Below are 20,299 nucleotides of genomic sequence, written 5' to 3' on the forward strand. Positions count from 1 at the left end.
GTGGCAGAGGCTACTGTCGTCCGCACTACCGCGACGACCGGAAGGACCTCGGGGTGATCGAGTTCCAGGCCGTGACCAAGCGGTTCGATGATGGCACCGTCGCCGTCGACGAACTGGACCTGACCGTGGATCCTGGCCGGATCACGGTGTTCGTCGGACCATCGGGCTGCGGCAAGACGACCTCCCTGCGCATGATCAACCGCATGATCGACCTCACCTCGGGCTCGATCCTGGTCGACGGCAAGGACGTGCGCCAGTCGGACCCGCCGCTGCTGCGGCGGGGCATCGGCTACGTGATCCAACAGGCCGGCCTGTTCCCGCACCGGACCGTGCTGGACAACATCGCCACGGTGCCGGTGCTGGCCGGCTGGGGCCGGGCCAAGGCCCGCAAGCGGGCCGAGGAGCTGCTGGAGACGGTTGGCCTGCCGGCGGCGATGGGCCGCCGCTACCCGGCGCAGCTGTCCGGCGGCCAGCAGCAGCGCGTCGGCGTGGCCCGCGCGCTCGCCGTGGACCCGCCGGTGCTGCTGATGGACGAGCCGTTCAGCGCGGTCGACCCGGTGGTCCGCGAGGGTCTCCAGGACGAGCTGCTGCGGTTGCAGGGCGAGCTCGGCAAGACGATCGTGTTCGTCACGCACGACATCGACGAGGCGATCAAGCTGGGCGACAAGGTGGCGGTGTTCCGCACCGGCGGCATCCTCGCCCAGTACGACACCCCGGCCGAGCTGCTGGCCCGGCCGGCGGACGACTTCGTCACCAACTTCGTCGGCCGCGACCGCGGCTACCGCGCGCTGGGCTTCCTCACCGCCGGCGGGCTGAGCCTCGGCGAGCTGGCCCCCGTCAAGGTCGGCGCGACCGTGGCCGAGGCGCGGCAGGCGCTGCGCGACGGCTGGGCCGTGGTCGTGGACGAGCGGAACCACCCGTGTGGCTGGCTGTCCGCGGACCGTCTGTCCAGTGTGGACGAGTCGGCCACCGTGGACGCGGATCTGCTGCTGGCCGGCGGATCCCTCTACGACACCGAGCACGGCTCGCTGCGCAGCGCGCTGGACGCCGCGCTCAGCTCGCCGTCGGCGCTGGGCGTCGCGGTCGACGGGCAGGGCGTGCTGGCCGGCTCGATCACCGCCGACGAGGTGCTGCGGGCGCTGGCCGCCGCGCGCACCGCCGGCGAGGTCCCGCAATGACGTGGGTGTTCGACCACCTGGGGTTGCTCGGCGACCTCACGGTGACGCACGTCTACCTGTCCGTGCTGCCGGTGGTGCTCGGGCTGATCATCGCCATCCCGCTGGGCTGGGCGGCCAGCCGGTGGCGGCCGGCGCGCGCGTTCCTGCTCACCGTCAGCGGCCTGCTCTACACCATCCCGTCGCTGGCGCTGATCGTCATCCTGCCGGCCATCATCAGCACCAAGACGCTCGACCCGGTCAACGTGATCATCACGCTCACCGTGTACACGATCGCTCTGCTGGTCCGGTCGATCGCCGACGCGCTGTCCGCGGTGCCGCCGACGATCGTCGCGGCCGCCACCGCCATCGGCTACCGGCCGTTCAAGCGCTTCCTCGGCGTCGAGTTCCCGCTGGCCATCCCGGTCGTCGTGGCCGGCCTGCGGGTGGCCATGGTGTCCAACATCAGCCTGGTCAGCGTGGGCGCGCTGATCGGCATCGCCGGCTACGGGCAGCTGTTCACCAACGGCTTCCAGCTCCAGTTCGTCACCGAGATCGTCACCGGCATCGTCGCGACGCTGCTGCTGGCGCTGGTCGCCGACCTGGTGCTCCAGCTGATCGGACGGCTCGTGACGCCGTGGACCCGGGTGGGGAGGTAAGGCCGTGAACCTGCTGACGAGCTGGCTCTTCGACCCCACCAACTGGAGCGGCACCGGCGGCATCCCGCAGCGCCTGGTGGAGCACCTCTGGTACACCGCGCTGGCGCTGGCCATCGCCATCGTGATCGGCTTCCCGCTGGGGGCGCTGGTCGGGCACACCAAGCGCGGCGGCTTCGTGCTGGTCGGCGCGGCCAACGTGCTGCGGGCGCTGCCCACCGTCGGCGTGCTGACGCTGGTGGTGCTGCTGGCCGGCATCGGCCTGGTCCCGCCGATCGCCGCGCTGACCCTGCTGGCCATCCCGCCGATCATGGCCGGCGCCTACGCCGGCATCCAGGCCGTCGAGCCGGTCGTGGTGGACGCGGCCCGGGGCGTGGGCATGACCGAGCGGGAGGTCCTGTTCCAGGTGGAGATCCCGAACGCGATGCCGCTGATCTTCGGCGGCGTGCGCAGCGCGGCCCTACAGGTGGTGGCCACCGCGACCATCGCCGCGTACGTGGGGCTCGGCGGCCTGGGCCGGTACGTGTTCGACGGCCTCGCGCTGCACGACTACCCCCAGATGGCGGGCGGCGCGATCCTGGTCGCCGTGCTCGCGGTGCTGGTCGAGCTGGTGCTCACCGGCGTGCAACGGCTGGTTGTCTCACCGGGGCTGCGCCCGGTGAGGACGAGTGGAGGAACTCAAAGATGAAGCGAACCGTAGCCGGCCTGGTCACTGCCCTGGTGGCGGCGCTTTCGCTGACCGCGTGTGGTGGGGGCTCCGGTAGCGACCCGCTCGCGGGCGGCAACAGCGGCTCCCAGTCCCCGTCGGACACGATCACCATCGGGTCCGCCAACTTCCCGGAGAGCCAGCTGCTGGCCGAGATCTACGCGGCGGCGCTGACCAAGGCCGGCGCGAAGGTCAGCAAGAAGCTCAACATCGGCAGCCGGGAGACCTACATCCCGGCGCTCAAGGATGGGTCCATCGACCTGATCCCCGAGTACAGCGGCGTGCTGCTCCAGTACTTCGACAAGACCGCCACCGCGACCAGCGCCGACGACGTCTACGCGGCGTTGCAGAAGGCGCTGCCCAGCGGCCTGTCCGTGCTGGACAAGTCGGCGGCGGAGGACAAGGACGCCATCGTCGTCACCAAGGAGACGGCCGACAAGTACAACGCGAAGTCGCTGGCCGACATCGCCCCGCACTGCGGCGACCTGGTGATCGGCGCGGCGCCGGAGTTCCAGAAGCGGCCGGACGGCGTGCCGGGCCTGCTGAAGAACTACAACTGCACGTTCAAGGACTTCAAGTCGCTGGACGCCGACGGCCCGCTGACGGTCGCCGCGCTGACCCAGAACACCGTCCAGGCCGCGGACATGTTCACCACGGACAGCACCATCCAGAAGAACGGCTGGGTCGTGCTGGAGGACCCGAAGTTCAACTTCGCCGCGCAGAACGTGCTGCCGCTGATCAACACCGCCAAGGCCAGCGACAAGGTCAAGCAGGCGCTCAACGCCATCTCGGCCAAGCTGGACACCAAGACCCTGACCGACCTCAACACCAAGCTGGCGGCCCCGGACAAGCCGGACGCCTCCAAGGTCGCCGCCGACTGGCTCGCCACCGCCGGCATCTGACGCACACCTAGAACCCCCGCGAGTCGCGCTCTCAAGCACACCGAATGTGCGTTTCGGGCACATGCCCGAGATCCACATTCGGTGTGTCCCAGAGCGCGACTCGCGGGGGTTTATTCGTGGCCGCCGATTCTGAGGGTGAGTTCCTGGGCGGAGCGTTGGACTTCCGCGGCGATGTCGGGCCAGGTGTCGGCGCAAGCGTTTGCGGGGTTGGGGCAGACGTGCCGGAAGGTGGTGCTGATGGCGGCGATGGGGCGGCCGCCGTGGTCGAAGACGGGGGCCGCGACGGAGGCGAAGTCGGCGGTGACGAAGCCGTCCTCGACGAACCACCCCCGCTGCCGCTCCGACGTCAGGAGCCGGCGCAGCGACGGCAGGTCGCGCGGCCCTCGGCCGGTGCGGTCGACAAAGCTCCGAACCCCCGGGAACAACGCCCTGACCTGCGCCGGGAGCAGGTGCGCCAGCATCGCCCGCCCCGACGCCGGCAGATGGGCCGGCAGCCGGACGCCGACATCCGAGACGAGGGTGTTGGGCTGCCGGGGCTGTTCCCGCAACAGGTACAGCGCCTCCGCCCCGTGGAGAACCCCGAGGTGCGCCGTCGCCCCCGTACGGTCGACCAGCCGCCGCAGCAGCGGCCGAGCCAGCCGTTCCAACGGGTCGTGCCGCAGGTACGCCGATCCCAGCTCGAAGGCGGCCACACCGAGCCCGTAGCGGCGCTCCTCCGGCAGGTGCGTGACGAAGCCGGCGTCGGCCAGCTCCGTCAGCAGGTGATACGTCGTGGACCTGGGCAGTTCCAGCTCGCGGGCGATCATGCCGGCGGACATCGGGCCGGGCCGGGTGGACAGCAGGCGGAGCACCGCCAGTCCCCGGCGCAGGGCCGGCACGTCGCTGCTGCTTCCCATCGATCACCTCGCCATGTCTGGTATCCCAGACACTGTCACCCGTCCTGGACTCGTGCAAGCGGCCGCCAACAGCTGTGATGGACCGCATGGCACACCCGGAGGCAGTGCAGCTCGGCGCGAAGCCGCTGCGGCGTGACGAGGTCGTCGCGGTCGCCCGCGACGGCGTGGCGGTCGAGCTGGAACCGGCCGCGGTCGAGGCCGTCACCACGGCCCGGGCGCACATCGAGGAGCTGGCCAACGCGACGACGCCCACCTACGGCGTGTCGACCGGCTTCGGGGCGCTCGCCGTCCGGCACATCCCGCCGGACCGGCGCGCTCAGCTGCAACGCTCGCTGATCCGCTCGCACGCGGCCGGCGCGGGCCCGGAGGTCGAGCGGGAGGTGATCCGCGCGCTGGCCCTGCTGCGACTGCGCACGCTGGCCACCGGCCACACCGGCGTCCGACCGTCCACGGTGGACGCGATGGCCCGCATGCTCAACGCCGGCATCACGCCGATCGTGCACGAGTACGGCAGCCTCGGCTGCTCCGGCGACCTCGCGCCGCTGTCCTCGGTCGCGCTGGCGCTGATCGGCGAGGGCCAGGTCCGCGACGCCGCCGGCACACTGCGGCCGGCCGCCGAGGCCCTGGCCGAGGCCGGCATCGAGCCGGTGGCGCTGGCCGAGAAGGAGGGCCTCGCCATGATCAACGGCACCGACGGCATGCTCGGCATGCTGGTGCTGGCGATCACCGACCTGGCCAAGCTGCTGGACATCGCCGACCTCACCGCGGCGATGAGCGTCGAGGCCCTGCTGGGCACCGACCGCGTCTTCGCGCCGGACCTCCAGGCGCTGCGCCCGCACCCCGGCCAGGCGCTGTCGGCGGCGCGGATGACGAAGATCCTCGCCGGCTCCGAGATCATGGAGAGCCACCGCGGTCCTGATTGCACCCGAGTGCAGGACGCGTATTCGCTGCGGTGCTCGCCGCAGGTGCACGGCGCGGCCCGCGACACGCTGGCGCACGCCGAGCTGGTGGCCGACCGCGAGCTGGACTCGGCCATCGACAACCCGGCCGTGCTGGCCGACGGCCGCGTCGAGTCCAACGGCAACTTCCACGGCGCGCCCGTCGCGTACGTGCTGGACTTCCTGGCCATCCCGGTCGCGGACGTGGCCAGCATGGCCGAGCGGCGCACCGACCGGATGCTGGACGTGGCCCGCTCGCACGGGCTGCCGCCGTTCCTGGCCGACGACCCGGGCGTGGACTCCGGCCACATGATCGCGCACTACACACAGGCCGCCGTGGTGTCCGAACTCAAGCGGCTGGCCGTGCCGGCCAGCGTGGACTCCATCCCGTCCAGCGCCATGCAGGAGGACCACGTCTCCATGGGCTGGTCCGCCGCGCGCAAGCTGCGCAAGGCCGTGGACGGTCTGACCACCGTGCTGTCGATCGAGCTGCTCACCGCCGCCCGCGCGCTGGACCTGCGCGCCCCGCTCAAGCCGGCGCCCGCCACCGCGGCCGTCGTCGCCCTGCTCCGGGAGCACGTCCAGGGCCCCGGACCCGACCGCCATCTGGCCCCGGAGATCGCGGCCACCGAAGCGCTCGTCCGAAGTGGACTGATCGCGCGCACCGTCGAGGAGAACTCCTGATGACCGAGATTCGGGCCGCCCGGGGCACCCAGCTGACCGCGCGCAGCTGGCAGACCGAGGCGCCGCTGCGGATGCTGCACAACAACCTGGACCCGGAGGTCGCCGAGCGCCCCGAGGACCTGGTCGTCTACGGCGGCACGGGCAAGGCCGCCCGCGACTGGCCGAGCTTCCAGGCCATCTCCCGCGAGCTGACCACGCTGTCCGACGACGAGACGCTGCTGGTGCAGTCCGGTCGACCGGTCGGCGTGCTGCGCACCCACGAGTGGGCGCCGCGGGTGCTGATCGCCAACTCCAACCTGGTGCCGGACTGGGCCAACTGGCCCGAGTTCCGCCGGCTGGAGGCCGCCGGCCTCACCATGTACGGCCAGATGACCGCCGGCTCGTGGATCTACATCGGCACCCAGGGCATCCTCCAGGGCACGTACGAGACGTTCGCGGCCGTCGCCGAGAAGCGCTTCGGCGGGACCCTGGCTGGCACGCTCACCGTCACCGCCGGCCTCGGCGGCATGGGCGGCGCGCAGCCGCTGGCCGTCACCATGAACGACGGCGTGGCGCTGTGCATCGACGTCGACCCGGTGCGCGCCCAGCGCCGGGTGGAGCACCGCTACCTGGACGAGATCGCCACCGACCTGGACGACGCGATCCGCCGCGTCGAGGCGGCCAAGCGCGACCGCAAGGCGCTGTCGGTGGGCCTGGTCGGCAACGCCGCGGCGGTGCTGCCGGAGCTGCTGCGCCGCGGCGTCGAGGTCGACATCGTCACCGACCAGACCTCGGCCCACGACCCGCTGTCGTACCTGCCCGTCGGTGTGGGTCTGGACGACTGGCACGACTACGCCGCCAAGAAGCCGGAGGAGTTCACCGACCGGGCGCGGGCCTCGATGGCCCAGCACGTGCAGGCGATGGTCGAGTTCCAGGACGGCGGCGCCGAGGTCTTCGACTACGGCAACTCGCTGCGGGGCGAGGCAAAGCTCGGCGGCTACGAGCGGGCCTTCGAGTTCCCCGGCTTCGTGCCGGCCTACATCCGGCCGCTGTTCTGCGAGGGCAAGGGCCCGTTCCGCTGGGCGGCGCTGTCCGGCGACCCGGCCGACATCGCGGCCACCGACAAGGCGATCCTGGAGCTGTTCCCGGACAACGAGCCGCTCAAGCGCTGGATCAAGATGGCCGGCGAACGCGTCGCGTTCCAAGGACTTCCGGCCCGCATCTGCTGGCTCGGCTACGGCGAGCGGCACCTGGCCGGCCTGCGCTTCAACGAGATGGTGGCCAGCGGCGAGCTGTCCGCGCCGGTCGTCATCGGCCGCGACCACCTCGACTGCGGCTCGGTCGCCTCGCCGTACCGGGAGACCGAGGGCATGGCCGACGGCTCCGACGCGATCGCCGACTGGCCGCTGCTGAACGCCCTGGTCAACACCGCCTCCGGCGCCACCTGGGTGTCGATCCACCACGGCGGTGGCGTCGGCATCGGCCGCTCCATCCACGCCGGGCAGGTCACCGTCGCCGACGGCACCGCGCTGGCCGGGCAGAAGATCGAGCGGGTGCTCACCAACGACCCGGGCATGGGCGTGCTGCGGCACGTCGACGCCGGCTACGCGCTGGCCGACCAGGTCGCGGAGGAGCGGGGCGTCAAGATCCCGATGAAGGCCAACTGATGACGGCTACCGGCCTGCTCGCCGCGATCGCGGACGTGGGCGCGGATCGGACTCGGGGCGGGTACTCCCGCCACGGGTTCGACCGGGTCGAGCTGGAGCTGCGCGAGTGGTTCATCGCCGAGGCCCGGCGGCGCGGTCTGGACGTGGAGACCGACCGCAACGGCAACATCTGGGCGTGGTGGGGAAAACCCGGCCCGGACGCCGTGATCACCGGCAGCCACCTGGACTCCGTGCCCGGCGGCGGCGCGTTCGACGGGCCGCTGGGTGTGGTGTCCGCGCTGGCGGCGGTGGATGTGTTGCGGGCCAAGGGGTTCGTGCCGCGCAAGCCGCTCGCGGTGGTGGTGTTCGTGGAGGAGGAGGGCGGCCGGTTCGGCGTGCCCTGCCTCGGCTCCCGGCTGATCACCGGGGCCATCGACCCGGACCGGGCTCGGTCGCTGGTCGACCCGGACGGGATCTCGTTGGCGGACGCCATTCGCGCGGCCGGCGCCGATCCGTCGACCCTCGGTCCGGACGAGGAAGCGTTGACGCGCATCGGATGCTTCGTCGAGCTGCACGTGGAACAGGGGCGTGGCCTCACGGTTCCGGTCGGCGTGGCGTCGTCGATCCTGGCGCACGGCCGCTGGCGGTTCACGTTCACCGGTGAGGGAAACCACGCCGGGGCAACGCTGATGCAGGACCGGCGCGACCCGATGGTGCCGGCGGCGTCGCTGGTTCTGGCTGCCCGCAAGGCAGCCGTCGGCGGCGCGCGGGCGACCGTGGGCCGGATCATGCCGGTTCCCGGTGGCACCAACGTGATCGCGTCCGAGGTGAACGTCTGGCTGGACGCCCGCGCGGCGGACGACGCCACCACGAAGTCGGTGGTGGCCGAGATTCAAGCGCTGGCAAGGCAGGCGGCCGCCGAGGAGGGCTGCGGGGTTCGCGTCACGCAGGAGTCGTACGGCGACACCGTGGTGTTCGACGAGGTCCTGCGCGACGATCTGTCCACTGTGCTGGGTGGCGTGCCGGCGCTGCCCACCGGTGCCGGGCACGATGCCGGCATCCTGGCCAGCCGGGTGCCGACCGCGATGTTGTTCGTACGCAACCCGACCGGCGTCAGTCACGCACCGGAGGAGTACGCGGAGCCGGACGACTGCGAGGCCGGAGTCGCCGCGCTGGCGACGACCTTGGAGCATCTGACGTCGTGATCTACTGGTGTGAGCGGGCCTGGCTGCCCGAGGGTGTGGTCGCCGGCGTGCTCGTGTACGTCGGCGACGACGGCCGGATCGAATCGGTGTCCACAACGGACACAATTCCGGTCAATGCCGTGATGCTGCAAGGTGTTGTGCTGCCGGGCTTCGCCAACGCGCACTCGCACGCGTTCCACCGGGCGCTGCGCGGCCGCACGCACGCCGATGGCGGCACGTTCTGGACCTGGCGGCAGGCGATGTACCAGCTCGCCGAGCGGCTGACGCCGGAGAGCTACCTGAAGCTGGCCACCGCCGTCTACGCGGAGATGGCCGTCGCCGGCATCTCGTGCGTCGGCGAGTTCCACTACCTGCACCACGGTCCCGGCGGCACCCCGTACGCCGATCCGAACGAGATGGGCCATGTGCTGCGGGAAGCTGCCGCAGCGGCACGAATTCGCATCACGCTGCTCGACACCTGTTACGTGGCCGGCGGAATCGGCAAGGACCTCGAGGGCACCCAGCTCCGCTTCAGCGACGGCGACGTAACCCGCTGGGCGGCAAGGGTTTCCGCGCTGAAGTCGGACAAAGTGATGCGGGTGGGTGCTGCGATCCACTCCGTTCGAGGCGTGCCGCGCGACCAGTTGGCCGACGTCGCCGACTTCGGCGGACCGCTGCACGTCCACCTCTCCGAGCAGCCGGCGGAGAACGAGGCTTGCCTTGCCGCGTACGGAAAAACGCCGACCGCGCTGCTGGCCGAGGCCGGCGCGCTGTCGCCGCGGACGACCGCCGTGCACGCCACGCATCTCACCCAGGGTGACCGTGCGCTTCTCGGTGGGAGTGCCACTACCGCCTGCTTCTGCCCGACCACGGAGGCGGACCTCGCCGACGGTATCGGCCCGGCGCGGGAGCTCGTCGACGCCGGCAGCCCGCTTTCCCTTGGCAGCGACCAACATGTCGTGATCGACCCGCTCGTCGAGACGCGGGCGCTTGAACACGGCGAGCGGCTGCGCACCGGCCAGCGGGGTCGGTTCAGCCCCGAGGAGCTGCTGGCCGCGGCCACCACCGCCGGGCATGCCTGCCTGGGCTGGCCCGAGGCCGGCCGCATCGCCGCCGGCGCGCCGGCCGATCTGGTCGCGGTCCGCCTGGATTCCGTACGAACGGCGGGTTCCCGTCCGGAACAGATTCTGCTTACCGCGAATTCGTCCGATGTGGACACGGTAATAGTCGATGGGCGGGTTGTGGCCACCGGGGGCCGTCATGCGACGCTAGGGGAGGTAGGACCTCTGCTGGCGGACGTGATGGGGGAACTGTGGCGGCAGTACTAGTCACCGGCATCGGCGAGCTGACCACCAACGACGCCGAGCTGGGCAAGCTGCGCAACGCCGCCCTCGTGCTGGACGGCGGCCGGGTCGCCTGGGTCGGCGCCGCCGCCGACGCCCCGGACGCCGACGAATCCGTCGATGTCGATGGGCGCGCGGTGCTGCCCGGCTGGGTGGACAGCCACACGCACCTGGTCTTCGCCGGCGACCGCACCGCCGAGTTCGGGGCGCGGATGTCCGGCCAGCCCTACGCCGCCGGCGGCATCGCCGTCACGGTCGACGCCACGCGGGCCGCCAGCGACGCGAAACTGGCCGCCGGCCTTCGCAAACATGTCGACGAGGCCGTGTCGCAGGGCACCACGTACATCGAGACCAAGACCGGCTACGGCCTGACCGTCGCCGACGAACTGCGTTCGGCCGTGCTGGCCGGCCAGTACGCCGACGAGGTCACCTTCCTCGGCGCGCACCTGGTGCCGCCCGGCGCCAAGGCCGACGAGTACGTCGACCTCGTGTGCGGGCCGATGCTCGACGCCGTCGCGCCGCATGTGAGCTGGGCCGATGTGTTCTGCGAGACCGGCGCGTTCGACGAGGACCAGTCGCGGACGGTGCTCACCGCCGCCGGCAAGAAGGGCCTCGGGCTTCGGGTGCACGGCAACCAGCTCGGGCCCGGTCCCGGCGTGCGGCTGGCCGTGGAGGTCGGCGCCGCCAGCGTCGACCACTGCACGTACCTCACGCCCGCCGACGTCGCCGCCCTCGCTGACTCCGACACCGTCGCCACGCTGCTGCCCGCGTGCGACCTGTCCACGCGGCAGCCGCTGCCTGAGGTGCGGGCGCTGCTCGACGCCGGCGTCACCGTCGCCCTGGCGTCCAACTGCAACCCTGGCTCGTCGTACACGTCGTCGATGGCGTTCTGCGTCACCACCGCCGTGCTCCAGATGCGCATGACCGTCGAGGAGGCCGTGCGTGCCGCCACGCTCGGCGGCGCGCAGGCCCTGCGCCGCGACGATGTCGGCGTGCTGCGGCCCGGCTCACGGGCCGACGTGCACGTGCTGGACGCGCCGTCCACCACGCACCTCGCTTACCGCCCCGGCGTGCCGCTCACCTGGGCGGTGTGGCGCGCGGGCGTTCGACAGCGCTGACCGACCGCAGCTCGGTCACGGTCGCGTAGCCCGCCTCCAGCAGGCCCGCGTCCGAGTCCGGCTCCACCTCGTCGTCCAGGATCACCGTCTGGAGCTCGATCACGTCGTCGTCCTGGTTCACGATTCGGCTCTGCACCCGGCCGTACCTGGTGAGCGTGGCCCAGCGCAGCGGACCCGGGTCGGGCCGGTTGGGCACGTTCAGGTTGAGCACCGTGCCCGGCTCGATGAAGCCCAGGACGTCCTTCACGTACGGGTCGACGACGTCCCACAGCGGCGTGCCCGGCGGATCCCAGTGAACGTCCAGCGACACCGCCAGCGCCGTGATCCCGTTGACGTGGGCCGTCAGCGCCGCGCCGACCGTGCCCGAGTGGATCAGCGCCCGGCCGATGTTCGCGCCGAAGTTGATGCCCGACAGCACCAGGTCCGGCCGGCCGCCGAAGGCCCCGCGGCAGGCCAGCAGCGCGATCAGGCCAGGGTGCGAGTCGACCGCGTAGGCCGGCACCCCCGGCAGCTCCTCGATGGTTCGCCGCGACAGCGCCACCTGCCGGTGTCCGCCCGACGCCGTCAGCCCGGCGCCGGTGCCACTGGCTTCGACGCTGGGCGCGGCGATGATCGTCTCGTGGCCCAGCTCCACCGCGCAGCGGGCCAGCGCGATCAGGCCGGGCGAGTCGATGCCGTCGTCATTGGTGACCAGTACGCGGAGAGAGTTCACACGTCAGTCGTACCCAATGACCTGCCTCAGATCTACATTCGGTGTGTCTGAGAGCGCGACTCGCGGGGGTTCAGTCGTCGAGGTCGTCGGAGTCGTCGCGGGCGAGGAAGGTGGCCAGGCGCTCGACGGGGGTCTCGAACTCGGGGTTCAGGTCGACGAAGGCGCGCAGGCGGTCGGCGAGCCAGGCGAGGGTGACCTCCTCCTCGCCGCGCCGGTTCTCCAACTCCTCGATGCCACGGTCGGTGAAGTACACAGTGTCCTTTCGCCGCGTTCCGCGGCGGGCGAGGTCGCGCCGGTCTCTTCGCCTAGTCCGGAAAATCGCTGAGAAGTTGCGATTTTCCGGCGAGCGGCTCCAGAGACCGGCGCGACCTCGCGGCCGCCCGGGAACTACAACCTCACGCGAAGGCCTTGGTGATGATGTCGCGCTGCTCGACCTCGTGCACCTTGCTGAAGCCCGAGGCCGGGGCGGCCATGGGGCGGCGGGACACGCGGCGAAGCTTGCCCTGCACCTGCGGCAGCGCCTCCGGGATGACCAGGCCCAGGTGCGGCCACGCGCCCTGGTTGGCCGGCTCCTCCTGCACCCAGCGGATGTCGCTGACGTTCGGGTACCGGTCGAGCACGGCGGCCAGCTTGCGCTCGGGCAGCGGGTAGAGCTGCTCGATGCGGGCGATGGCGACGTTGTTCGCGCCCAGCTTCGCCTTCTCGGCGGCCAGCTCGTAGTAGATCTTGCCGCTGCACAGCAGCAGCCGGTCGACCTGCTCCGGGCTGGGCTGCGTCGGGTCGTCGATGACGGACATGAACCGGCCCGTGGTGAAGTCCTCGACGGAGCTGGCGGCGGCCTTGAGGCGCAGCATGGACTTCGGCGTGAAGACCACCATCGGCCGCTTCACACCGTCGAGCGCGTGCCGGCGCAGCAGGTGGAAGTAGTTGGCCGGGGTGGACGGCACGGCGACGGTCATCGAGCCCTCGGCGCACAGCTGGAGGAATCGCTCGATGCGGCCGGAGCTGTGGTCGGGGCCCTGCCCCTCCAGGCCGTGCGGCAGCAGCAGCACGACGTTGCCGCGCTGGCCCCACTTGGCCTCGCCGGAGGAGATGAACTCGTCGATGATCGACTGGGCGCCGTTGACGAAGTCGCCGAACTGCGCCTCCCACAGCACCAGCGCGTCCGGGTTGGCCACCGAGTAGCCGTACTCGAAGCCGACGGCCGCGAACTCCGACAGCGCCGAGTCGTAGACCATGAACTTGCCCTGGCTCTCGGCCAGGTTCTGCAGCGGCGTGTACTCGGCGCTGGTCTTGCGGTCGATGACGACCGAGTGCCGCTGGCCGAAGGTGCCGCGCTGGGAGTCCTGGCCGGACAGCCGGACCGTCTTGCCCTCCATCACCAGCGAGCCGAACGCGAGCAGCTCGCCGAAGCCCCAGTCGATGCCGCCCTCGTGCGCCATCTGCGCCCGGCGCTCCAGCACCGGCTTCACCCGCGGGTGGGCGTTGAAGCCCTCCGGCAGATCGATCTGGGCCTGGCCGATGTGGGCCACGGTCTCGGCGGAGACGGCGGTCGGCACCTTCGCCGGCACCTGCTGCTCGGACTCCACCGAGTTGGTCGGCTTGACCGGGTGCTTCTCCAGCTCGCGGACCTCGTTGAAGACGTGCTCGAGCTGGCTGGCGTAGTCGCGCAGCGCCTTCTCGGCCTCGTCCACGGAGATGTCGCCGCGGCCGATCAGCGACTCGGTGTAGGTCTTCCGCACCGAGCGCTTGGTGTCGATGATGTCGTACATCGCCGGCTGGGTCATCGACGGGTCGTCGCCCTCGTTGTGGCCGCGGCGGCGGTAGCAGATCATGTCGATGACGACGTCCTTGTGGAACGCCTGCCGGTACTCGACGGCCAGCTTGGCCACCCAGTAGCAGGCCTCCGGGTCGTCGCCGTTCACGTGGAAGACCGGCGCGCCGATCATCTTGGCCACGTCGGTGCAGTACTTGGACGACCGCGAGTGCTCCGGGTTGGTGGTGAAGCCGACCTGGTTGTTCACCACGACGTGCACGGTGCCGCCGGTGCGGTAGCCGCGCAGCAGCGCCAGGTTCAGCGTCTCGGCGACCACGCCCTGGCCGGCGAACGCGGCGTCGCCGTGCATCGCCACCGGCAGCACGGTGTAGCCCTCGGTGCCCTTGTCCAGCAGGTCCTGCTTGGCCCGGACGATGCCCTCCAGCACCGGGTCCACGGCCTCCAGGTGGGACGGGTTGGAGGCCAGCGACACCTTGGTCTCGCCGTCGCCGAACATCCGGAAGTACTTGCCCTCGGCGCCCAGGTGGTACTTGACGTCGCCGGAGCCGTGCGCCTGGCCCGGGTCGAGGTTGCCCTCGAACTCGCGGAAGATCTGCGAGATCGGCTTGCCCACGATGTTGGCCAGCACGTTCAGCCGGCCGCGGTGCGGCATGCCGATGACGACCTCGTCCAGCTCGTGCTCGGCCGCCTTGTCCAGCACCGCGTCCAGCAGCGGGATCAGCGTCTCGCCGCCCTCCAGCGAGAACCGCCGCTGACCGACGTACTTGGTCTGCAGGAAGGTCTCGAAGGCCTCGGCCGCGTTCAGCTTGGACAGGATGTACTTCTGCACGGTGGCCGGCGGCTTCTCGTGCACGACCTCGACCCGCTCCTGGAGCCAGCGCCGCTCGGCGGGCTCCAGGATGTGCGTGTACTCGACGCCGACGGTGCGGCAGTAGGAGTTGCGCAGCACGCCGAGGATGTCGCGCAGCTTCATCTTCTCCTGGCCGGCGAAGCCGCCCACGGCGAACTCGCGGTCCAGGTCCCACAGGGTCAGGCCGTGCGAGAGCACGTCCAGGTCCTCGTGCCGGCGCTGCCGGTAGTTCAGCGGGTCGGTGTCGGCCATCAGGTGGCCGCGCGAGCGGAACGCGTCGATCAGCTCGATCACCCGGGCGGTCTTGTCGACCGAGCCCTCGGGCAGGTCCTCGACCCAGCGGATCGGCTCGTAGGGCAGCCGCAGCGAGGTGAAGATGTCGTCGTAGAAGCCGTTCTCACCGAGCAGCAGCTGGTGGATGCGGCGCAGGAACTCGCCGGACTCGGCGCCCTGGATGATGCGGTGGTCGTAGGTCGAGGTGAGCGTCATGATCTTGCTGACGCCCATCTCGACCAGGGCCTTCTCGCTGGTGCCCTGGAAGTGCGCCGGGTACTCCATGGCGCCGACGCCGATGATCGCGCCCTGGCCGGCGGTCAGCCGCGGCACCGAGTGGTTGGTGCCGATGGTGCCCGGGTTGGTCAGCTGGATGGTGCTGCCGGCGAAGTCGTCGGCGGTCAGGCCGCCGCCGCGGGCCTTGCGGATCAGGTCCTCGTAGGCCTGCCAGAACTGCGTGAACGTCATCGTCTCGCAGTTCTTGATGGCCGCCACCACCAGCGTGCGCTGGCCGTTCTTGCCGGGCAGGTCGATGGCCAGGCCCAGGTTCACGTGCTCCGGGGTGATGATCGAGGGCTTGCCGTCGACCACGCCGTAGGAGTTGTTCATGTTCGGGTACGACTCGAGCGCCTTGACCAGCGCGTACCCGATGATGTGGGTGAAGGAGACCTTGCCGCCGCGGGTCCGCTTCAGGTGGTTGTTGATGACGATGCGGTTGTCCGCGAGCAGCTTCGCCGGGACCGCGCGCACGGAGGTCGCGGTCGGCACGGTGAGCGAGGCGTCCATGTTCCGGGCGATCGCCGCGGCGGCGCCGCGCAGCACCTTCACCTCGGAGCCGGCGGCCGGCTTCACGGGGGCGGCGGTGGCCGAGGCGGCCGGCGTCGGCTTGGTGCTCGGCAGCGTCGTCTCGGCCGGGGTGGAGGCGGCGGCCGGCGCGGCCGGCTGCGGGGCCGGCGGGGTGGCGACCCGGCCGTTGGCCGGGGCGGCCGGCGGGGCCGTGGTGGTGGCCGTGGCCGTGGCCGTCGCGGTGGCGGCACTGGCGCCGTTGGCCGCGGTGCTGCGCTGCGTCGCCTTGTAGTCGGCGAAGAAGTCATGCCACGCCGGGTCGACCGACGACGGATCGGCGAGGAACTGGTCGTACATCTCCTCGACCAGCCACTCGTTCGGGCCGAACTGCGACGCAGAGCTGGAGCTGGACACGGCTGGCGCTCGCCTCTATCTATCTCGCTAGTGGTACTGACTCACTCCGCAGCAAGGCTAGTACTCCGCGTAGGTCGCTTCACACACAGCCAAGCGCGCACAACGTCAGGTGGATCACATGATCAATCCAGATTCTCCCACCGTCCCGGCCTTCTGACCGGCGATGTTGAGCAGGGCTTAGGGAACTGGATCGTTTCAGCCGTGCATTTGCACGGGGAACAACTGTGGCCGGAACCACGTTTGATATGCCCTCAAGCCCCGGCGCTGGGCTTTTGGCGCCGCCTTCGGCGTCGCGGCTCGGCCCCTTCGGTGGCCGATGCCTCGCCCTTGCCACAGGTCAAGCGCCGCATCGGCACGGTGGTCCGGCGCGTCGAGTGGCGGCGCGTGACCTGCGCCAACCGGGCGAAGCATCGCCGGGCCTCGCATTCGTCGGTCACCCCCACTCGCCCCATCCGTTGCACGTGCACTTTCGGGTGACTCCTGATGCAGTGAAGGACGCCTTCACTGCATTGAACGCGGGTAAGGCGTCCTTCCCTGCATCAGGTGGTACCTGGGCGGGTTACGCGGCGTCGTCTAGGTGGGCTCCCGTGCGCCACATCTCGGCGTAGCGGCCGCCGGCCTCCAGGAGCTCGGCGTGGGTGCCCTGCTCGACGATCCGGCCCTGTTCCAACACGACGATCCGGTCCGCGCGGGCGGCGGTGGCCAAGCGGTGCGCCACCACGAAGGTCGTCCGCCGACCGGCCAGGCGCTCGCTGGCGGCCAGCACGGTGGCCTCGGTGGCCGGGTCCAGCGCGGCGGTGGCCTCGTCGAGCAACAGGATCGCGGGGTCGACGAGCTCGGCACGGGCCAAGGCCACCAGCTGGCGCTGACCGGCCGACAGCGCCTGGCCGCGTTCGCCGACCTGCTGGTGCATTGCATGCTGTAGACCGGCGACCTGTCGCAGCGCGCCGACGGCACGTACGGCGGCAGTGACCTCGTCGCGGGACGCGGTGGGACGGCCGTAGCGCACGTTGTCGGCGACGTCGCCGACGAACAGGTGCGCCTCCTGCGGCACGACACCGAGCCGGCCGCGGTAGGCGTCCAGGTCGTAGTCACGCACGTTGACGCCGTCGACGAGCACGGCACCGCCGGTCACGTCGTAGAACCGCGCGACGAGTTTCACGAGCGTGGACTTGCCGGCGCCGGTGCGGCCGACGAGCGCGACGGTCTCGCCGGCGCGAACGTGCAGGCTCACGCCGTCCAGTGCGGGCGTTGCGGCGCCCTCGTAGCGGAATGTCACGTCACGCAGTTCGATCTCGCCGCGCAGCGTCGACGGCAGCGGCACGGGCTTCGCGGGCGGCACGATCGACGACGGCGTGTGCAGCAGCTCGCCGATGCGCTTGAGGCCGACCATCGCCTGCTGGTAGCCGTCGAACACGCCGGACAGCTGTTGCACGGGCGCGAAAAACAGCCCGAGGTACAGCTGGAACGCCAGCAGCGCACCGGCACTGAGGTCGCCGCTGGCCACGCGGTACGCGCCGACCGCCAGCACCGCCGCCTGCGCCGCACCGGAAAGCAGCGCCACGAAAGGGAAGTACACGGCGATGTAGCGCTGTGCGCGCAGCCGTGAGGTCCGGTAGGCGAGGCTGCGCTCGCCGAACTCCCGCGCCGAGTACTGCTCACGCGTGAACGCCTGCGTGACCCGAAGGCCGGACACGTTCTCCTGGAGGTCGGCGTTCACGACGCTGACCCGCTCACGCGCCTGCGCGTACGCCGCGGAGGACGCCTTGCGGAAGAAGTACGTCGCCACGGCCAGAATCGGGATCGCCGCCATCGACACCAGCGCCAGCCCGATGTCCGTGACGAGCAGTGCCACCGCGATGCCCACGATCGTCAGCGCGCTCACCGCCGCTGTCACCAGACCGGTCTGGAGGAACGTCGACAGGGCGTCGACGTCCGTGGTCATGCGGGTCATGATGCGGCCGGCGAGCTCACGCTCGTAGTAGTCCAGGCCGAGCCGTTGCAGATGCGCAAAGCTGCGTACCCGCAACACATAGAGCAGACGCTCTCCGACCCGAGCCGTCATGACGGTCTCCAGGCGCGTGTTCACCCAGTTGACGACGACGATGCCGGCGCCGAGCCCGGTAGCGATCCACAATGCGCTCATCGTGCCCCGCGTGACGCCGTCATCCACGCCGTAGCGCACCAGCGCCGGCAGTGCCATCGAGCTGAGGGCGTCGATCGTCACGAGCAGGCCCACCAGCAGCAGCGACCAGCGCACCGGCCGCAGCAGCGACACCAACCCGAACTTGCGGTCTGTGGCGCCGGTGTCGGGGCTCAGGTTCGGCTGTTCCGTCGCCTCGGGCAGCGGCACGAGATCCGGCACGTCCTCCTGCTCCGGCTCGACCTCCGGCCACAGCTCCGCCGATGCGACGTCGGTGTGCGTGTCCTCGATCGCCTCGCCGGGGCCCGCCAGCAGCTCGCGGAACAGCGCGCAGCGCGCGTTGAGCTCCTCCTCCGTGCCGACGTCCACGACGTTGCCGCCGTCCAGTACGGCAATGCGGTCCGCCAGCGCGAGCGTGGAACGACGGTGTGCCACCAGAAGCGTGGTGCGCTGCGCGGTGACGGCCTTGAGCGTGTCGTGGATCGCCGCCTCGGTGACGGCGTCCACAGCCGACGTCGCGTCGTCCAGCACGAGCACGCGAGGCGCCGACAGCAGCGCCCGGGCGAGGGCGATGCGCTGCCGCTGGCCGCCGGACAGCGTGAGGCCACGCTCGCCGACCGTCGTCCCGTAACCCTCGGGCAGCGCGGCGATGAACTCGTGAGCCTCCGCCGCGCGGGCCGCCTCCTCGACCTCCGCGTCGGTTGCATCTGGTCGTCCGTATGCGATGTTCGCGCGGATGGAGTCCGAGAAGAGGAACGCCTCCTCGAACACGACCCCCACCGCGTTGCGCAACGAATGCAGCCGCAGCTGCCGCACGTCCACGCCGCCGACCCGGATCGCGCCCGCATGCACGTCGTAGAAGCGGGGCAGCAGAAGGGAAACCGTCGACTTGCCGGAGCCGGCGGTGCCGACCAGCGCCAGCGTCTCGCCGGGCTCGACCTTGAGCGACACGTGGTCGAGCACCGGCTCGCTGCGGGCGTAGCCGAAGGTTATGTCGTCCAGCTCGACGGCGAGCGGCCCGTCCGGCACGTCCCCGACGCCGTCCTTGACGTCCGGCTGCGAGTCGATGAGCTCGTTGACCCGCTTCACGCTCGCCTTGGTCGTCTGCGCGGTGACCATCGCCGCCGCCAGGAACCGCGCGGGCCCCAGCAGGCCCGTCACGTAACTGGCGAACGCGAGGAAGGTGCCCAGCGTGACCTGGCCGTTCAGCGCGAGCCAGCCGCCGAGGCCCAGCACCGCGATCTGGCCGAACAGCGGCATCGCGCCCAGCGTCGCCGTCGGCGGCGACGTCAGCCGCGCGGCGCGCATCCGTAACGAGAACAGCCGCCGGGCCAGCCCCTCCAGGCCGGCGATCTCCCGCCCCTCCTGGCCGAAGCCCTTCACCACGCGGACGCCCGTCACCGTCTCCTCGACGTGCTGCGCCACGTCGGCCGCCTGCTGCTGCGCGTGCCACGTGGCCGAGAACAGCGTGCGGCGGCTGCGGATCGCCACGAACACCACGGCCGGCACCACGATCAGGGCGATCACCGTCAGCAACGGCGACAGCCACAGCATCGCGCCGACGGCGACCGCCACGAAGGCGATGTTGCCCAGCGCGTACGGGGCCATCGAGATCAGGCCCTGCACCTGGTTCAGGTCGCTGATCGAGCGGGACACCACCTGGCCGGTGCGCAGCTCGTCCTGCTTGCCGCCGTCCAGCCGCTGCATCGCGCCGAACACCTGGCGGCGCAGGTCGTGCTGGACGTCCAGGGCGAGCCGTCCGCCCAGGTAGCGGCGCAGGAAGGCGGTGACGAAGGTCAGCAGCTCGATGCCGATCAGGGCGGTGATCAGCCAGCCGAGGCGGGTGGTCGTGCCGGCCACCGCGTCGTCGACTGCGAGCCGGACCACCAGCGGCGCCACCGCCTGCTGGCCCACGCCCAGGACGGCAGCGCCCAACGACAGCACCACCACGACCGGATGCCGCCAGCACGCCGCCGACAGCCGTCGCACCCAACCAGTTCGTTCGGACACAGAAGTAACTTACGGTGCGCGGCCTTGATCATGCCCGGCACTTCCCGGAGCCGCCAGAAAAACGCCACATGCGCTTCCTACTTGGCACCTGGTGCCAAGTAGGAAGCGCATGTGGCGAAAAAAGAGGT

At 71.0% G+C, this 20,299-nt stretch carries 14 protein-coding genes; 9 read left to right on the forward strand and 5 right to left on the reverse strand.

The window, feature by feature from the left end; translation table 11 throughout:
- Nucleotides 1-53 precede the first annotated feature (53 nt).
- From BCF44_RS04400 to BCF44_RS04415, 4 genes are read left to right on the forward strand one after another with little or no spacing between them, the layout of a single operon-like run.
- On the forward strand, nt 54-1,178 hold the full coding sequence (locus tag BCF44_RS04400; RefSeq protein ID WP_116172701.1) for an ABC transporter ATP-binding protein: 1,125 nt from the start codon (nt 54-56) through the stop codon (nt 1,176-1,178).
- A complete protein-coding gene (locus BCF44_RS04405; protein ID WP_116172702.1) occupies nt 1,175-1,813 on the forward strand; it encodes an ABC transporter permease in 639 nt (212 codons plus the stop codon). Before BCF44_RS04400 ends, BCF44_RS04405 begins: the two co-directional genes overlap by 4 nt.
- A gap of 4 nt (nt 1,814-1,817) precedes the next feature.
- A complete protein-coding gene (locus tag BCF44_RS04410; RefSeq protein WP_116172703.1) occupies nt 1,818-2,498 on the forward strand; it encodes an ABC transporter permease in 681 nt (226 codons plus the stop codon).
- Nucleotides 2,495-3,418, forward strand: coding sequence for an ABC transporter substrate-binding protein (locus BCF44_RS04415; RefSeq protein WP_116172704.1), 924 nt, complete (start codon nt 2,495-2,497; stop codon nt 3,416-3,418). The genes BCF44_RS04410 and BCF44_RS04415 overlap by 4 nt, the downstream gene beginning before the upstream one ends.
- Before the next feature lie 110 nt (nt 3,419-3,528).
- Here the strand turns inward: BCF44_RS04415 and BCF44_RS04420 are convergent, their stop codons facing one another.
- Entirely contained in the window at nt 3,529-4,314 is a 786-nt protein-coding gene (locus BCF44_RS04420) for an IclR family transcriptional regulator (RefSeq protein ID WP_116172705.1), read from the reverse strand.
- A gap of 86 nt (nt 4,315-4,400) precedes the next feature.
- Here BCF44_RS04420 and hutH point away from each other — a divergent pair, with 86 nt between their 5' ends.
- The 5 genes from hutH to hutI are packed head-to-tail and all read left to right on the forward strand — an operon-like array spanning nt 4,401 to nt 11,206.
- Entirely contained in the window at nt 4,401-5,936 is a 1,536-nt protein-coding gene (gene hutH, locus BCF44_RS04425) for a histidine ammonia-lyase (protein WP_116172906.1), read from the forward strand.
- Entirely contained in the window at nt 5,936-7,582 is a 1,647-nt protein-coding gene (gene hutU, locus BCF44_RS04430) for a urocanate hydratase (RefSeq protein WP_379801649.1), read from the forward strand. Before hutH ends, hutU begins: the two co-directional genes overlap by 1 nt.
- A complete protein-coding gene (locus tag BCF44_RS04435) occupies nt 7,582-8,766 on the forward strand; it encodes an allantoate amidohydrolase (RefSeq protein WP_116172706.1) in 1,185 nt (394 codons plus the stop codon). The genes hutU and BCF44_RS04435 overlap by 1 nt, the downstream gene beginning before the upstream one ends.
- Nucleotides 8,763-10,073, forward strand: coding sequence for a formimidoylglutamate deiminase (locus BCF44_RS04440; RefSeq protein ID WP_246014821.1), 1,311 nt, complete (start codon nt 8,763-8,765; stop codon nt 10,071-10,073). The genes BCF44_RS04435 and BCF44_RS04440 overlap by 4 nt, the downstream gene beginning before the upstream one ends.
- A complete protein-coding gene (gene hutI / locus BCF44_RS04445) occupies nt 10,058-11,206 on the forward strand; it encodes an imidazolonepropionase (protein ID WP_116172708.1) in 1,149 nt (382 codons plus the stop codon). Before BCF44_RS04440 ends, hutI begins: the two co-directional genes overlap by 16 nt.
- Here hutI and surE read toward each other — a convergent pair.
- The 4 genes from surE to BCF44_RS04465 form a co-directional block, all read right to left on the reverse strand.
- The gene (surE, locus tag BCF44_RS04450) at nt 11,166-11,918 is read right to left on the reverse strand and encodes a 5'/3'-nucleotidase SurE (RefSeq protein ID WP_116172709.1); all 753 of its coding nucleotides are present in this window, start codon (nt 11,916-11,918) and stop codon (nt 11,166-11,168) included. The two genes, hutI and surE, sit on opposite strands and share 41 nt — an antisense overlap.
- A 70-nt stretch (nt 11,919-11,988) precedes the next feature.
- The gene (locus BCF44_RS04455; protein ID WP_116172710.1) at nt 11,989-12,171 is read right to left on the reverse strand and encodes a DUF6104 family protein; all 183 of its coding nucleotides are present in this window, start codon (nt 12,169-12,171) and stop codon (nt 11,989-11,991) included.
- A 142-nt stretch (nt 12,172-12,313) separates the two neighbouring features.
- On the reverse strand, nt 12,314-16,018 hold the full coding sequence (locus BCF44_RS04460) for a multifunctional oxoglutarate decarboxylase/oxoglutarate dehydrogenase thiamine pyrophosphate-binding subunit/dihydrolipoyllysine-residue succinyltransferase subunit (protein WP_116172711.1): 3,705 nt from the start codon (nt 16,016-16,018) through the stop codon (nt 12,314-12,316).
- 559 nt (nt 16,019-16,577) lie between these two features.
- Nucleotides 16,578-20,171: an ABC transporter ATP-binding protein gene (locus BCF44_RS04465; protein WP_170217317.1), complete on the reverse strand. Its 3,594-nt coding sequence runs from the start codon at nt 20,169-20,171 to the stop codon at nt 16,578-16,580.
- Nucleotides 20,172-20,299 lie beyond the last annotated feature (128 nt).

Origin of the sequence: Kutzneria buriramensis, assembly GCF_003387475.1 — a bacterium.
In the GTDB taxonomy this organism is placed as follows: domain Bacteria; phylum Actinomycetota; class Actinomycetes; order Mycobacteriales; family Pseudonocardiaceae; genus Kutzneria; species Kutzneria buriramensis.